This window comes from Methanosarcina sp. MTP4, assembly GCF_000970045.1.
Taxonomy (GTDB): Archaea; Halobacteriota; Methanosarcinia; order Methanosarcinales; family Methanosarcinaceae; genus MTP4.
The window spans coordinates 1,344,689-1,359,851 of record NZ_CP009505.1 but is presented as its reverse complement, the minus strand read 5'-3'; the positions used below and the strand labels follow the sequence as shown (position 1 = coordinate 1,359,851).

The window sequence follows — 15,163 nt, the reverse complement described above, 5'->3', positions numbered from 1 at the left end:
CACAAGCTTGCAACAGTCCATGCCCTCACAGGCCCGAAGCTTCAGGAAAGCTTCGGCTGTTAACCAGGATTTAGTCATCGATAAAGCTGCGATCTGTAAAGGGCTCAAGCATCATTAGCTGTTGATAAAGTTGCTGTCGATAAAGTTGCTGTCGATAAAGTTGCTGTCGATAAAGTTGCTGTCAATAAAGTTGCTGTCGATAAAGTTGCTGTCGATAAAGTTGCTGTCGATAAAAATCTCGAGCACCAGTCAGAATTCAGGCTACAAATCAGGATTTTAGCCTGTCAACCAGAATTTAGTTATCGATAAAGCTTCAGCTACTAACACATGAAGTTTTTGCAGACCTCCTTATAAAAAAAGGAGCTGGGAAATGGCAACTAAAATTTTTAAGTTGATAAAACTTCTGTACTAACTATTTACTTTAACAGCCATTTTGTTTAAGGAGCTAAAACTCAGGCTGTGGTTTCCTTGGTAAGGATGTAGGCGACCATTTCGGGATTAAGCTTGCTTTCCCTTGAAACCTTTTCTTCTATCCGCTCGGCAGGTGTGCCTTCCAGCTTTAATTCCCTGATCTTCTCAAGCACGGAGGACGGGATGCTGTAGTATTCGTTAATGTCTTTCCTGTGACCCCATACATCCCCTTCGATAAGCTGGATTCTCTGCATTTCAAGAAACATTTCGATTGACTTTGAAACCGTCCGCCTGTAAGATTTAGGAAGCTGGATAACTTCAATTTTCGGGCAGGTTTCAACCAGCGCAAAGATGTCCTTGTTCGAAGGGCGGAAAGCCAGATGAACAACTCTTTCATTGGGATTGAGCGTAAAAATCTCTTCTCTGGAACTAACTACACGTATCTTCATACAAATTTCCCCCACTAAAATATTATTTTACGTTTTTACTTAATATTAAATCCTTTACTTGTTATAAATATTTATCTGCCACGGGCGGTTTTTTTTAGCAAGTTCGGAGACATTTCTTTCCCTGAAAGCCCACGAAACAAGCCCAAAATATACAGAAAGGAAAGAATCCCGGGAAAACCGGAACTCACAACCCGAGCCTTTCAAGCCCCCACAACACCCCTCCCAGGAGAAGCACGGCCAGAAAAACCACAGCCCATGGGCTGATATTTAAAAGTTCAGGAAGAGTTATATCCCCGTAATCCATTTTTTTCAGGACGTCCTTCTCCAACTTCGGGTACAGTTCGGCAAAAGCCGCAGCCCCGAGCAGGATTCCTACAAGTCCCCCGAAAAGTGCGTCCAGGAACCCGTTTCCCACAGCCCCTGCAATCGTGCCGGGGCAATAACCCAGAATCCCGAAACCCATGCCGAAAATAAGCCCCCCGATCACATTCATCCCCAGGGAACCCGGTTTCGGGTGCAGGCTGACAAAACCCAGGCTATTCAGGAAACGGACCCCGAGCATGCCCGTGATGACCGCCGAAAGCATGACCTTCACCACCGTAAAATCGGAAAGGAGGAGCTGCCCGATGATCACATCGTACCGGGTAACCCCACCTTTCTGGAGCAAAAACCCGAAGATAATCCCGAAAAAAAAGCCCAGCCCAAGCTGAAGCCCTTTCCTGGAATGGAGCTCCTTTACCCACCCCGCATTGACCTGTTTCCGGGGTTGCGTACTCATTTTCTACCCTCCATCAGGATCAGCTTCAGGCTTTCTATCCGCCCTGACTTTCGGCTCCCCGATCGGTCTCTTCCGGCTCTCAATCCGGCCTGTCTCCCGGTTCTGGATTCTACTCCGCATCTCATTTACCCCCTCATGTCCCGAAGCTAAAGAGAAGAAAAGCCGTTATAATGCCGCCTATGAAAAAGCAGATCGCCGAGATCCAGCTGCTCAGGGTAAGCTGGAACGTCCCTGAAATTCCGTGCCCGCTTGTACAGCCCCCGGCCCAGCGGGACCCGAAGCCGATTAAAAAACCGCCTGCAAGGGCAGCAAGCACCCGGGGAAGGGGAGAGGAACCGAAACTGACAGCCCAGGTTGAAGGGACCCACTCAAGCCGGAAAGTCCCGGAGAGCCAGGCCGAAAGGAAAGAACCGAGCACTATGCCCGCAACAAGCATCCCTTCCCAATCAACAACCGGCGGGAACTTCTTGAAATAAGCCATCTCTCCGACCTTTTCCCCCCTTAAAAGCTTCTCAAGCATCCCTGCTGTCCTGGCATACGCCGTTGAGGCTCCGATGGGTTTGTCCGAAAGCAAGAAGGTAAACCAGCTCAAAACTCCTATTCCGATACCGACCGCATAAGGAGACCACTGCTCCATGGAAAATATGTCCACTGCCCTTCCCCCCGGCTTGCTACAGGCTCAGGTTTCCTTCCTGCCGGATTTCCCTGCCCAGGAGAGGGAGCACATGGGACATTCGGGGCCGTAACCGGCAGCATTGTACCCGGTCATCCCGCCCGCAGCATTGTAAACCCGCTCAAACCCGTGCTGTTTCAGGATACTACAGCCCATACTCGACCTGTGCCCTGTGCTGCAGATGAGTACGGTTTCGTGTTCAGGATCGAGTTCGGGGTAGTGCGTCCGAAGTTCCGGGACAGGGATGTTAAGAGCATATTCGATGTGGAAGCTTTCGTACTCGGAAGGGGCCCGGACGTCCAGAATTACCAGCGGTTCAGCCTCCCGGGACCTGGCATGGAGTTCGGGAATCGAGAGCTGCGGGACATGAGCTGTGGGCAGGCCCGAGGTAACCCAGGCAAACATCCCGCCTTCCAGATAGCCGAGAACGTTATCAAGCCCGACCCTGTGCAGCCAATCCACGGCTTCCAGGGCATGGGTTTCGCTGTCCGAGACCAGCAGGACCTGCCGCTCGGGGGGCAAAAGCCAGCCCGCAAAAGTCCCGAAGTTACCTCCCAGGTCGATGCTATAAGAGCCGGGCACATGCTCCCCCCCGAAGCCCTCAAAACAACGGGTGTCAAGGACAAGGGTATCATTCCTTCCCGCAAGCTCAAAAAATTCTGCAGGAGGAATTCCCCTGATTTGGGGCAGGGTGCCAAGCTTTGCCGGCCCTTCCCGGTTCACGTTGCTGCAGCGGGAAAAATGGTCCGGGGCAGGAGGCATGGAGGTCGTAAGTGCCTCTACAAACTTCTCCCTGTCAGGGATCTGCAGGGCGTAGTTGTACTTGCGTTCATATCCGATGGTGCTTGAACGTTTGGCCCCCATGGACCTCCCGCAAAGCGACCCTGCCCCGTGGGCCGGGTAGACCTCACAGGAATCGGGAAGGGAAAGCAGTTTGGAATAGAGGCTGTCGTAAAGCTGGGACGCAAGTTCCTCCGCCTTCCCGGGAAAAAGGTCGGGACGGCCCACGTCCCCCACGAATAGCGTGTCCCCGCAAAAGAGAGCCACAGGGTCAGACCCCCTGGAACTGTCCGAAACGACGTAGGAAATGTGTTCGGGCGTATGCCCGGGAGTTTCCAGCACCCGGACTTCCATGTCCTCGATTTCGAAGCTGTCCCCCTCGGAAAGCCCTGCGTGTTCAAACTCACAGTTCCCGGATTTCGGGGCGTAAATCTTTGCCCCGGTAGCTTCTTCCAGATCAATATGCCCCGAGATAAAATCGGCATGCAGGTGGGTCTCCAGGATGTGGGTAATTTTCACACCGAGAGCCTTTGCAGCCTCGAGATAAATGTCGGTATCCCTGCGCGGGTCAATAACTGCACAGGTTTCTTTTCCGGCAAGGATGTAAGAACTGTGCGCTATGCCTTTTACAAAAAATTGCTGTACTAACATACAAGATCCCCCAAACATTTAAACTATATAACCTGCCGGCTCAACTGCTGACCGGTCGATCAATAAGATTACCTTTAAAGTCCCTTCTGACAACTACCCATTTTGTAACTAACAGTAACTATTTTGTAACTTATATTATATTGATTTGCTTACTCCCATTTTTTACATTCATTTCCTTCACCTGTTTATGGCTCTATGGCGCTTTAAGTCCGTTTTCGGCTCAGGGATTGTAGTTTACCCTCACTTTCGCCCCCTGTGAACGGGCTCCCTGATTTACAGGTAAAAATAAACCATACCCACCGCAATCAGGAGAAAAATAAGTGTCATTACCCCCCCTGCCTTTATGTAGTCCGTATTATGGTACCCCCCCTGCCCGATTAGGAGGGCATTGACCTGATGCGTGGGGAGCACAAAGGAATTTGAAGCCGAAACCGCCACAAGCAGAGCAAGGGCTCCCGGGGACAGACCCGTAGATTCCCCTATGATCAGGACCAGGGGGACCAGGAGCACTGTTGCGGCCACGTTGGACATGAAGAGGGAAAAAAGGGTTGTAAGGACTGCAATGGAAAAAAGGATGAGCAGGGGATGGCTCCCCGTAACTACCTTCATCAGCTCCCCCGCAACAAAGGCTGCAGCCCCGCTGCTGTCCATGGCAATGCCGAGAGGGATCAGCCCTGCCAGCAGGAGGACCGTCCTCCAGTCCACCGCCCTGTATGCTTCCTCAATGGAGAGCACCCGGAAGAGGACCATTGCCAGGGCTCCCGAAAGCAGGCTCAGGGAAAGGGTAAAGCCCGAGATAGCAAGGCCTATTGCCCCGAGGAAGCAGAGGGAAGCAATCCCGACTTTTCCCTCCCTTGCTTTTTCTTCTTCCACGGGGGTCAGGAGTACGAAGTCCGGAGTTTCTCCCAGGGCCCTCACCGCGTTCCAGGGCCCATAGACGATCACCGTAGCCCCAGCCTGCAGGACCTGGTCGGAGAAATCCTCCCGGACTTCCTCTACCCCGCTCAGGAGCAGGATCGGGTCTACCCCGAAGTGCTTGCGCAGAGCAATCTGCTTGAGGGTCTTTCCGGAAATGGAGGCCCTGGGCCGGATTATAATTTCGGCAAACCCGGCAGCCCCTTCCCCCGACAGTTCGGTGCAGAGCAGGGACCGCTCCACAGGCTCAAGCCCGTTCGCCGAAGCAAAGCGTCCGATATCCTCCTTTTCCCCGAGAAGAGCCAGGACCTGCCCCGAAGCGAAGCGGGTGTAGCGCCAGGGGGCATAGGAAAGTTCATCCCCCTCAAGAAGGGCAAGCAAGTGCAGCCCGTAGTCCCGCCAGAGCCCGGACTCTTCCCGGGTCATTCCGGAAAGAGGGGATCCGTCAGGGACCCTGAAACAGGAAATTGCGGAAGGGAGCTGCCAGGTCTCTATCAGGCGCTGCTGGGAGCTTCTTCCCCCTGCTTTTTCCTCTTCGGGGGTTTTTGAAGGGAGCACGTATTTCCCGAAAAGCAGGAAATATGCGATCCCGGAAAAGAGCAGGGCAAGCCCTATTGGGGTTACGCTGAAGAGCCCGAAAGGTTCCTGTCCGCCCTGCCGGAGGAGGTCGTTCAAGATGATCAGGGGCCCGGAACCCACCATGGTAAGGGTGCCTCCCAGGATCCCCGCAAAGCCCATGGGCATGAGGAGCCGGGAAGCCGGGAGTTTTGCAGCCCTGGAAATCCGGAGGACCGCGGGCAAAAAAAGGGCAACAGAACCGATGTTCTGCATGAAAGCCGAAATCAGGCCTACAACCGTGCAGATCACCCCCAGAAGCCTCCTTTCGCTGGAACCAGCAAGGGAAAGGATCTTTCGGCTCACCCGGTTCATGAGCCCGGTCCTGTCAATTCCCCTGCCCAGGATCATCACCCCGATAATGGACATAACGGCATTGCTCCCGAAGCCTGAAAAAGCCTCTTTGGGGCTTACCAGGCCTGTCCAGGCAAGGGTCAACATGACCAGGCCCGCGGTCACATCCACCCTGAAAAACTCCCCCACGAAGAGAACGATTGTGCCGGCAAGGACCAGCAGCACAAGCAGGATATCAGGTGTCAGGCCAGAATTCATGTCTTATATCATCCCCCATGCTCTCTCCTCGCTGATCAGGCGTTCTACCCTTTAAAAATTGGGTCCCATCATAAAAAAATCAGGGCATCCTTACAAAATTATTTCAGTGAGGCAGACTTAAAGAAAAAACTGCTTGTTTTCAATGAAACAGACTTAAAGAAAAAACTGCTATTAGCTCTTATGTACGAACTCGTCTCCCCTGTAAATCCGGTCGCAGTCCTCAGGTATACGGGGCATCTCCTGCTGGTTTTTGCAGGGGTCTTGCTTGTACCTATGTTCGCCGCCCTGGTACTCGGAGAGACGGACGCGGTTTCCATTTACGGGGTAACCGTCCTCATAAGCGCGGTTATAGGCATAGGGCTCTACAAAGCGCTCCCGGACTATGAACTGGAAGTAAAAGAGGCAGTCATCCTTGCAGCCATCACCTTTCCCCTCTGTTCTTTCGTAAGCGCGGTTCCCATGGCTTTGTCTGCCGGGATGCCTTTCCTGGACGCCTACTTCGAATGCGTCTCCGGGCTTACCACGACAGGCCTTAGCCTGGCCCCGGCTTCCCCGACAAGGCTCTTTTTCTTCACACGCTCCTGGCTGCAGTGGGTGGGCGGGATAGGGATCATCGTGCTCGTACTCGGAGTCCTTATCCGACCCGGGACCACGGCTTTCCGGCTCTACAGAGTAAACTTCGGGGAAAGCCGGATCCGGCCGAGCGTCGTTGCAACAGCCAGGGCTCTTGGGGCGGTCTACCTGGGCCTGACCCTGCTCTCCCTCCTGCTCCTGCTCTTTTCCGGGATGCCTTTTTATGACGCCCTCTGCCACACCCTGAGCGCCATTTCCACAGGCGGTTTTTCCACAAGGCCCGAGAGCATCGGGGCGTACGGAGGTATTCTCATTCCTTTCCTGATTACTATCTCCTGCTTCATGGGGGCAATCAGCTTCTCCCTGTACCCCGAAATCCTCAGGGACCGGAAGACTCTCACGAGAGACTCCCAGGTCAGGTATATGTTCTGGCTTGCCCTGCTGGGGACCCCTGTCTTCGCTTTCGCCCTCTCCGGAGGCAGCGTGGGACTCGAGCTCCTCAGGATGCTGCCGGACGCCGCTTTCCAGACAGCCTCGGCCCTCACAGGCACGGGATTTTCTACCATAGACCTTGCCCCCGTTTCCGATGCATCAAAAGGCTTCCTCAGCACCTTCATGTGCATAGGGGGCAGCATCGGCTCAACCACGGGAGGGATTAAACTTTTCCGGCTGATCGTAATCGTGCAGCTGGTCAGGCTGGTCTTCTACCGCTTTTTCCTCCCCCGGGAAGCGGTTACCCCCCTGAAAGTGGGGGCGCAGGTAGTTGATTCCGAAGAGATTTACCGCATCATGACCTATGTGCTGCTCTATTCGGGGGTCCTGGTCTTTTCGGCCTTTATTTTCATGCTTTACGGCATCGATTCGGGAGACGCCATCTTCGAAACCTCAAGCGCCCTTGCAACTGCAGGCCTGTCCGTGGGGGTTACGAACCCGGCAATGCCTGGCCTGCTCAAACTCGTGCTCTGTGCGGACATGCTGCTCGGAAGGGTAGAAGTAATCCCGCTCTGCATCCTGCTTTTACCCCGCACCTGGCTGGAGAGCAGGCGCTAAATCCGAAAAGGAGATGTTTGAAGGGCGGTAGAGATAAATAAAAATGAGAGAAAAGAAGAGCATAGGAAAAAAGGAAGCATAAAAAAGAAGCGCAAAAAAGAAGCATGAAAAGGGGAACACGGAAATGAGACTGATTATTGTGGGGGCAAGTGCCCTGGGGACGCACCTTGCACGCGGCCAGATCAGGCAGGGACATGAAGTGGTCCTTATCGAAAGGGACGAAGAACTCGCAAGAGACCTGGCGGAAGAACTCGACTGCACAGTGATAAATGCCGAAGGGACCCGCCCGGACATCCTGGAAAAGGCAGGAATTGAGGCGGCAGACGCGGTTGTAGCCTGCACTAACCACGACCAGGACAACATCCTCATAGGGCTTATTGCCCGGGAAGCCGGGATAGAAAAAACCATCATCAAGACTGACGACGAAAAGTTCACGCAGGTCGCAAAGAAACTCGGGTTCACCTACCTTATCAACCCCCCGCACATTTCCTCCACCATCATCACTGACGCCCTCCGTGACGTGGACACCATCCAGCTCAGCAACCTGGTCCGGGCCGATGTCCGCTTTATCAGCTTCCTGGCAGGAGAACGGCATAAAGGGAAAAGAATCCACGAACTCCCAATCCCGGAAAAAACCGAATTCATCGGCCTTTACAGGAAAAAAGACTTTATCCTGGCTTCGGAAAACCCAAAGCTGGAAGAAGGAGACGAGCTAATCATAATAACGCGCTCGGAACACGTTAACCGGATCTACGAAAAGCTTCAGGAAATGTGAACCTCAAGCCCTTTCCCCTTATTTTTCCGAGATATATGAATACGGAAACCATGAATGCTTAAAGCAGAAATTCAGGAAAAAGGAATTCAGAAAACATGAATAAAGGAGGAATAAAAAATGGAACCCCTGATCCTTATCCGCCTGATTTACGGGACATTCTTCATTTTGCTGGGGCTTGTATTCTGGCGCCTGAAGCCGGTAAATATCCTCGCAGGATATGATGAAAAGAAAGTTCTGGATAAGGAAGGCCTTGCAAAATGGATAAGCGGAAACCTTCTTTTGACAGGCGTACTCATCATTCTTAACGCCAGCTTAGACATTACAGGGTCCAGTACTGTCGAAAAATCGGTTCTTTTAGACTTCCTTATCATCTTTGCAATGGCTGTCCTGACGGCCCTCGGAACCGGCAGGTATGAGAAAAAATGAACGTAACAGGCTGTCTCAAAACTATGCTTGATCGTACATTTGGGTAAGAAATATTAGGAATATTTATCTTTTTAAAAATATGTATTACATCTAAGTACACTATTTGAGAAAATTAATTCCAGTGTTTCACCATGTTCAAAAAGTACGATCAAAAGCAGCAATTTTTACTTCCATTAAGCCTGGAAGAGTTTGTTCCTGAAAACCATATTGCCAGAGTGTTAAACGACCTCATAGATCTCGTTGATATCAGTGATATTGAGTCCACTTACTCTGAGGAAGGTTGTCCTGCCTATCACCCAAGATTTCTTTTAAAAATCTTACTCTACGGGTACCTTATAAACATTAGAAGTTCACGCAAGATAGAGCAAATGACACAAACTGATACTGCTTTTATGTACCTTGCAGCTATGCAAAAACCTGATTTCCGCACTATTTGTCGATTCCGTTCAACTCATCTTGACTCTATTAAAGAAATATTTTCACAGGTTGTCACGTTTTGTAAGGAAATGGATATGATTGGTTCCAGTATTTCGATCGATGGAACAAAGGTTAAGGCAAACGCTTCACCAAGACAAAGTAAAAGTTCCGACGCTCTCAAAAAAGAGATCGATAAGATACTCAAAGAAAGCATTGAGATCGATAAACAGGAAGACGAAATTTATGGTGATTCGACACCGTACCAGGTGCCAGAAGAACTGGTTAACAAGCAGAAAAGAGTAGAGAAAATCAAAGCTGCTATGAAAAAAATTGACGAAGAAAAGTTAAAAAAAGTAAACATCACAGACAACGATGCTAAAATTATGAAGCATAAAGATGGAAGCAAGAAACCTTCCTATAATTGTCAGGTTGCTGTTGATGAAAAGGAACAAATAATCGTTGCATCAGACGTTGTCGATGAAGAAAATGACTTGCATCAAGTTGTACCAATGATAGAAAATGTAAAGGAAACACTGGGATACAAGCCGACAATAGTGCTGGCAGATGCAGGTTATTTTTCATATGATAATGTGAAATTTTTACTCGATCAAGAAATTGATGCTTATATTCCTGATAACTTTTATGAAGTAGAGAAAAGGGGAAAAACAAAGAAGTTCAGAAAATCTCTCTTTAAATATGATCCGGAAAAGGACTGTTATTATTGCCCTGCTGCTTTTGAAATCCCATTTACAAGAATCCAAAAAAGGAATGATGAGCCAGATTTACGGTATTATGTCTGCAAGTATTGTTCTTTGTGTGTGTTAAAAAATGCATGTACTGAGAGTGAAAACAGGACAATATCAAGAGATCCAAGGGAGTACCTCATGGAGAATATGAGGGCTAAACTGAATACAGAAGAAGGAACGGAACAGTATCAGAAAAGAATGTGTACTGTAGAACCTGTGTTTGGCCAGATGAAACAGGATAGAGGATTCAGGGAATTTCTTTTGAGAGGGAAAAGGAAGACAAAAATTGAGTTTCTTATGATGTGTACTGTACACAACATAAAGAAAATAGCAGATTTCATGAAAAGAGAAGGAAAAAGCCTGAAGGAAATACTGAATATGATAACCGGGAGAGGAAATGAATGTAGGAATAAAGGGGGAATTACTGCAAGAAAGGCAAGTATGGTACGTTGATCAATGAAAACTGATCTTTTTTTGAATAAAAATTGAAATGGAAATGGATATTACCCAATTGTAGAATTCAAAATGGTTTTGAGACAGCTTGGTAAATGACCTTTTAGTCTTCTCCGTGCAGCATGCAGGGTAACTTTTAAGTACAGGATGTAGAAGAAAAAACATTGAGTAGCCAGTCCGGGCCTTTCAGCTTCCGCAAAACCAAACGCTTCCAATAAAATGCGATTCCAACAAATTTGCTTCCTACAAATTTGCTTCCTACACCTGCGAAACTGTGAAAGGCCCGGGGCAGGAGAAGCGCCGCTCGGGCGTTTCCTCCATACTCAAATGTTTATTTCGGCGGCGTTTTTCAGGAAATTCCAGGCTTTTCATAACATACCTTTGTTTTTCTCACGGATCAGCCTCTAATGGACTATTATCTCACGGATCAGTCTCTAATGGACTATTATCTCACGAATCAGGACATAAGCTCCGCTTTGCGAGCCAGAATGAAAAAATGAGTAGACTTATTATCCTGCAGTTGTAAAACCCCTATATCAAAAAATCCCAGGTAGGTGAAAAGTACGGCAGAACCTCTTATTTACCTCGGCATATTCTTCGTTGCACTCGGCTTTCTGGTCTGGCACTTCAAGCTTGCAGGGCTGCTCACGGCTTACGACCCGAAAAAGATCAGGGACAAAGCAGGGTTTGCAAAATGGGGCGGCTCGAACATTATGCTTCTGGGGCTATTGCTCCTGCTTATTCAGCTCCTGGTAGGGTATGTGCCCGACCTGGAAGCCTGGATAGGAAAACTGATTCTCCTGGTATCGATAGGCGTGCTTTTCAGGATGTACCGGGGCTTTGAAAAGTTCGAGAAAAAATAAGTAGGACAATAAACCCTGCTCAACAAACACGGTTCCAAAAAACGAAAGGATTTTTCAAACGCCCCTTATTCAAATTTCAAGTACTTCGGTAGCCTGTTTTTGGAGGTGAAAGAAGAGCTCTTTGCCCCATTCCATCGCCGCTGGTTCGGAGCAGATCAGACATTCATTGTCGAAGAACTCTCCTTCCGGAAAAAGGGCGAGTAGGAAGAACCTGTCCGTTACTGTGAGGCCTGCGACCTTAGAATCTTCCGGAAAAACGAAAATACTTACATTTTCAAACCCCAGTAAGCTGCACATTTCTTCCCTGAAATCGGCTTTGAACCTTTCGAACACGGGGTCAGTCAACATAAAACAAACATCTGCACCCTTTTTTGCAAGGTCAAGATAGAGGCCTGTAAATGAGGGATGAAAGTAAGAAGCACATCCGAGCACACGCTCCGATTGGAGGAGGCTTTCCACAAATTCCGGATTAAGCTCGAACATGTGGTTGAGGTCGGGCTTCATAAGTTTGCTATATTTCAGTTCTCCGATCCTCCCCCTGAGAACAGGAGGGATTCCTTCGAGGTTCCGCAGAGTCCAGTAATCCGAATTATTCTCCAGGGTTTCCAGAGTGTCCAGTAGAGCCTCCATATTTTCAACAATCGCCTCACCGACCGGAGTAAGTTCATATTTCCAGACCTTATCGTTAGGCCATATTCTTCGAACTACCAGTTTGCCTTCCTTTAACTGTTTAAGGTGGGGCAGGATAGAAATGGCAGGTAAGGAAAAGGATTCTTTGATCTCTTCAATACTCCTGGGCTCTTCTTTGATAAAGAGGAGAAGATTCCGACGTTTTTCAGACCGAAGTACCAGATCAACAAGGCTTTTTCTCACTACACACGACCCCACGGGAAAAAACTGAAAAATAAAATGATAGAAGTAGAAATAGATAGGAGTAAAAATATTTATACATTACCGTAAACCTGAGAGGGCGGGACAGCATATCCTTAAAGCTTTACGGCTTCAAGGAGTTCCAGCCTTTTTTGCAAGGTGCTTCTCATGTTCCAGGGCCGAACGGATGACGTCCGCGGCCTCCTGTGGGAATACCTCTGTTTCTATTTCCAGGTCCGGAGTAAGTTTCATGATATGATCCTCGACAATTTCCGATAATCACAACTGTTCCCGATAATCTTCAACCATGCCCGATAATGTCCAACTGCCCAGATAATCTTCAACTTTTCCCGAAAAGTCACAAGCGCTCCTGAAAATTCCCAAACAGTATAGATGATTCTCAAGCACTCCCCACAATACCCAAATCGTTTAGATGATTCTTAATTGCTTTTGAGAGGCACTCAACGAATTCCAAATGCACCCATATACAGACATATTTAAAAAGAAGTCCCCGAAAGAACCTCCAGCCTTTTGCTCCAGTGGTCGAGCCCTCTTTTCGCAGCATACCATTCAAAGAAGTCAGTGTCATCGCCCAGGTCCCCGGCTTCGAGCCTTTCCCTGAGCTCACCGGAGACGCAGCCGAACTTCTTTTCGAAATCATCACAGATCATAGAATACCGCTTGATCTTGTATTTTGCGACGTGCTTCTCATGCTCCACTGCCGAGCGAATAGCCTCACCCACTTCCTGGGGTGAGAAATCGGTTTTAATTTCCATCGTGAAACTCATAGCTATCCCCTGAAAGGGATAGTCTTTCATTTTATTTAACATCATTCAAAAAAAACGGGACTTGATGGGCAGGTCCGGGAAGGGAAAGCCGCCTGCCGGAAGGAGCCCCGGAACACGGAAGATTTGGCCTTAATCGGAGCGGGAAAAACTGCGGAGCTATCCGGGAAGCCATGACAGGGGACGCAATGGCGGCTATGATAAAAATACTGGAAAAAATACTGGAAAAAATATACGGATGTAAATCATAATGATTTTATTCCGTAAAAATGCAAATGGATAAATATACGGACCTATATCATAATGATTATGATCCGAAAATTTGTCAACCGCAAAGAGGAACTGGCCCGGCTGGAGCAGGAGTATGGTTCCGAGCCCTTTTCTTTTACTGTAGTCTACGGGAGGCGCAGGGTGGGAAAAACCGAGCTCATCAGCCACTTCCTGAAGGACAGGCCGCATATCTACTTCCTGGCTGACAGGAGAGGGACGGAGGCGAACCTCGCCAGGTTCCGGAAAAGGGCGGCAGAGGTTTTCGGGGACTACGAGCCGAAACTCGATACATTTGACGAAGTATTCGGGTACATAAAGGCAAAATGGGAACAGGGGTCCGACTGGAAAATTGTAAGGGAAAAAGCAGGGGAGAGCCGGGAAAAGCAGGGGAAAACGGGAAAAGAGGGAACAGGAGAAAGGAGGGAAAAAAGGGAGAAGCTGGTAATCGCCATCGACGAGTTTTCCTACCTTGCCCAAGAGGACGAGTCCATTCCATCCGTCTTCCAGCTAATCGTTGACGAGATACTGAAAAACGGTCCCTTCCACCTGGTCCTCTGCGGCTCTTCGGTTTCGATGATGGAAAAAAGCGTGCTCGCCTATTCGAGCCCCCTTTACGGCAGGAGGACTTCCCAGCTGAAAATAGAGCCCATCCGCTTCCGCCACCTCCCGGGCTTTTTCCCAGAAATGCCCCCCGAAGAGCTTGTGCAGGCCTATGGGGCGGCAGGAGGCGTGCCCTTTTACCTGCGCTTCTTCGACCCGGCCCTTTCGTTCAGGGAGAACCTGGAAACAGCCTTCTTTTCAAAAGAAGCCGTCCTCTATGCCGAGGGGGAGTTCCTGCTAAAAGAAGAGCTCCGGGACCCCTCGACCTTCATGAACATCCTCTCCGCAATCGCCAGCGGGGCGACCCGCCCAACCGAGATCGCGGATCGCTCCTTCCTGGAAGCAAAAGACCTCCCCTATTACCTGGACGTCCTGATGAAACTGGGCTTTGTCAGGAAAGAGCACCCTGCAGCCGACAAACCCACGACAAAGAAGACCATCTACCGGATAGACGACCCCTTCCTGCGCTTCTGGTTCCGCTTCGTTCTCGCCCACAGGGACGAACTCGAAATAAACGACAGGGCTCCGGCCCTTGAGGACCTTGCCGGAAACTACCCCGGCTTCCTGGGCGAGACCTTCGAGCAAATCTCCAGGGAATTCCTCCTGGCCCTAAACACCGCCGGGAAACTCCCCTTCCGCTTCAAGAAAATAGGCCGCCAGTGGGGCAAGATCCCGAAAGCCCCGAAAGGCAAAAACGACTACGAAATCGACCTCTGCGCCCTCAACCCCGAGACCCGTGAGCTGCTCTTCTGCGAGTGCAAATGGCAGGACCGCCCCGTGGGCGCCAACGTATATTATGCCCTGAAGGAGAAAGCGGGGCACGTGCAGTGGCTCCCCGACAGGAAAGCCTATTTCGCAATTATCAGCAAGAAAGGGTTTACGGAGGAGCTGCGGGAGGTGGCAGAGAAAGAAGGCGTCCTGCTGCTGACGCTGAGGGATTACTTCGAGATGGTTTGAAGGCGGGGTTTTTAGCAGTCATTTTTTATTTTCATGCTTTGCCGGCCTGCCAGATCTCAAACCCGGCTCCCGGTTTAAAGATACGAAAAAGAGCACTTTCCGAGAACGGGTTTAAACCGGGATCAGAGAGGAAACGAAAAAACAAAACTTCCGGAATACCGTCCCTAACCGTTTTCCCCCGAACGAAGTGAGGCCCGAGCATGAAATTCCTGAAATCAAAAAAAAGCGAATAAAACACAGCTTCAGAATTTGTGTTATTCACATATCTCCTTCGCCAGCTCGAACCCCTGATGACCTGCTGACCAATACTTTTTAGGGCTCTTCACCATTTCTCACGGGTAGACAGGTTTCAATTCAAGACCGAATCTGTTTTTGTGAGGGGTACACACAAAAAAACGAGGGGCTAATTTTTGTATTGATACTGCTCAGGGCCACTGAGAACTGAAACAAATAATCATCCCGGGTGTAAAACGGGATAAGCCGCACTGCGTGCGGACAAGCTCCACAGGATACAATATTCCGGCTGCCCCGGTAAAGAGAAACAAACCATTCAA

Annotated in this window: 14 protein-coding genes; 6 read left to right on the top strand and 8 right to left on the bottom strand. The window is 49.6% G+C overall.

What is annotated here, in order from left to right:
• Nucleotides 1-114 precede the first annotated feature (114 nt).
• The 6 genes from MSMTP_RS18415 to MSMTP_RS05710 form a co-directional block, all read right to left on the bottom strand.
• Nucleotides 115-246 carry a pentapeptide repeat-containing protein gene (locus tag MSMTP_RS18415; protein ID WP_197076151.1) on the bottom strand — a complete coding sequence of 44 codons (132 nt, stop codon included), beginning with the start codon at nucleotides 244-246 and terminating at the stop codon, nucleotides 115-117.
• Between the two features lie 206 nt (nucleotides 247-452).
• Complete coding sequence (locus tag MSMTP_RS05730) at nucleotides 453-860, bottom strand: DUF1699 family protein (protein WP_048178203.1); 408 nt, start codon at nucleotides 858-860, stop codon at nucleotides 453-455.
• A gap of 184 nt (nucleotides 861-1,044) precedes the next feature.
• The gene (locus MSMTP_RS05725) at nucleotides 1,045-1,638 is read right to left on the bottom strand and encodes a YeeE/YedE thiosulfate transporter family protein (protein ID WP_048178202.1); all 594 of its coding nucleotides are present in this window, start codon (nucleotides 1,636-1,638) and stop codon (nucleotides 1,045-1,047) included.
• A gap of 133 nt (nucleotides 1,639-1,771) precedes the next feature.
• A complete protein-coding gene (locus tag MSMTP_RS05720) occupies nucleotides 1,772-2,290 on the bottom strand; it encodes a YeeE/YedE thiosulfate transporter family protein (RefSeq protein WP_197076150.1) in 519 nt (172 codons plus the stop codon).
• A 27-nt stretch (nucleotides 2,291-2,317) separates the two neighbouring features.
• On the bottom strand, nucleotides 2,318-3,742 hold the full coding sequence (locus tag MSMTP_RS05715; RefSeq protein WP_048178201.1) for a rhodanese-like domain-containing protein: 1,425 nt from the start codon (nucleotides 3,740-3,742) through the stop codon (nucleotides 2,318-2,320).
• Between the two features lie 273 nt (nucleotides 3,743-4,015).
• Entirely contained in the window at nucleotides 4,016-5,824 is a 1,809-nt protein-coding gene (locus MSMTP_RS05710) for an SLC13 family permease (RefSeq protein ID WP_048178200.1), read from the bottom strand.
• Nucleotides 5,825-6,004: 180 nt separating this feature from the next.
• On the opposite strand from MSMTP_RS05710, the gene MSMTP_RS05705 reads away from it, so the two are divergent.
• The 5 genes from MSMTP_RS05705 (at nucleotide 6,005) to MSMTP_RS05685 (ending at nucleotide 11,127) form a co-directional block, all read left to right on the top strand.
• A complete protein-coding gene (locus tag MSMTP_RS05705; protein ID WP_048178199.1) occupies nucleotides 6,005-7,447 on the top strand; it encodes a TrkH family potassium uptake protein in 1,443 nt (480 codons plus the stop codon).
• Nucleotides 7,448-7,571: 124 nt separating this feature from the next.
• Nucleotides 7,572-8,222 (top strand): TrkA family potassium uptake protein, encoded by a 651-nt coding sequence (locus MSMTP_RS05700; RefSeq protein ID WP_048178198.1) that lies wholly within the window; start codon nucleotides 7,572-7,574, stop codon nucleotides 8,220-8,222.
• A gap of 117 nt (nucleotides 8,223-8,339) precedes the next feature.
• Entirely contained in the window at nucleotides 8,340-8,648 is a 309-nt protein-coding gene (locus tag MSMTP_RS05695) for a DUF3784 domain-containing protein (protein ID WP_048178197.1), read from the top strand.
• A gap of 131 nt (nucleotides 8,649-8,779) precedes the next feature.
• Entirely contained in the window at nucleotides 8,780-10,264 is a 1,485-nt protein-coding gene (locus MSMTP_RS05690) for an IS1182 family transposase (RefSeq protein WP_048177463.1), read from the top strand.
• Nucleotides 10,265-10,818: 554 nt separating this feature from the next.
• Nucleotides 10,819-11,127, top strand: coding sequence for a DUF3784 domain-containing protein (locus MSMTP_RS05685; protein WP_048178196.1), 309 nt, complete (start codon nucleotides 10,819-10,821; stop codon nucleotides 11,125-11,127).
• Between the two features lie 69 nt (nucleotides 11,128-11,196).
• Here the strand turns inward: MSMTP_RS05685 and MSMTP_RS05680 are convergent, their stop codons facing one another.
• On the bottom strand, nucleotides 11,197-12,000 hold the full coding sequence (locus MSMTP_RS05680; RefSeq protein WP_048178195.1) for a winged helix-turn-helix domain-containing protein: 804 nt from the start codon (nucleotides 11,998-12,000) through the stop codon (nucleotides 11,197-11,199).
• Between the two features lie 494 nt (nucleotides 12,001-12,494).
• Nucleotides 12,495-12,785: a hypothetical protein gene (locus MSMTP_RS05675; protein ID WP_048178194.1), complete on the bottom strand. Its 291-nt coding sequence runs from the start codon at nucleotides 12,783-12,785 to the stop codon at nucleotides 12,495-12,497.
• Between the two features lie 306 nt (nucleotides 12,786-13,091).
• On the opposite strand from MSMTP_RS05675, the gene MSMTP_RS05670 reads away from it, so the two are divergent.
• Nucleotides 13,092-14,609: an ATP-binding protein gene (locus MSMTP_RS05670; protein WP_048182824.1), complete on the top strand. Its 1,518-nt coding sequence runs from the start codon at nucleotides 13,092-13,094 to the stop codon at nucleotides 14,607-14,609.
• The last annotated feature ends 554 nt before the right edge of the window (nucleotides 14,610-15,163 follow it).

What these genes read in the sequence shown, in the direction of transcription:
- MSMTP_RS05725 (WP_048178202.1), bottom strand. Translation starts at nt 1,638, where the DNA reads ATGAGTACGCAACCCCGGAAACAGGTCAATGCGGGGTGGGTAAAGGAG.
- MSMTP_RS05730 (WP_048178203.1), bottom strand. Translation starts at nt 860, where the DNA reads ATGAAGATACGTGTAGTTAGTTCCAGAGAAGAGATTTTTACGCTCAAT.
- MSMTP_RS05705 (WP_048178199.1), top strand. Translation starts at nt 6,005, where the DNA reads ATGTACGAACTCGTCTCCCCTGTAAATCCGGTCGCAGTCCTCAGGTAT.
- MSMTP_RS05695 (WP_048178197.1), top strand. Translation starts at nt 8,340, where the DNA reads ATGGAACCCCTGATCCTTATCCGCCTGATTTACGGGACATTCTTCATT.
- MSMTP_RS05710 (WP_048178200.1), bottom strand. Translation starts at nt 5,824, where the DNA reads ATGAATTCTGGCCTGACACCTGATATCCTGCTTGTGCTGCTGGTCCTT.
- MSMTP_RS05700 (WP_048178198.1), top strand. Translation starts at nt 7,572, where the DNA reads ATGAGACTGATTATTGTGGGGGCAAGTGCCCTGGGGACGCACCTTGCA.
- MSMTP_RS05670 (WP_048182824.1), top strand. Translation starts at nt 13,092, where the DNA reads ATGATCCGAAAATTTGTCAACCGCAAAGAGGAACTGGCCCGGCTGGAG.
- MSMTP_RS05715 (WP_048178201.1), bottom strand. Translation starts at nt 3,742, where the DNA reads ATGTTAGTACAGCAATTTTTTGTAAAAGGCATAGCGCACAGTTCTTAC.
- MSMTP_RS05690 (WP_048177463.1), top strand. Translation starts at nt 8,780, where the DNA reads ATGTTCAAAAAGTACGATCAAAAGCAGCAATTTTTACTTCCATTAAGC.
- MSMTP_RS05675 (WP_048178194.1), bottom strand. Translation starts at nt 12,785, where the DNA reads ATGAGTTTCACGATGGAAATTAAAACCGATTTCTCACCCCAGGAAGTG.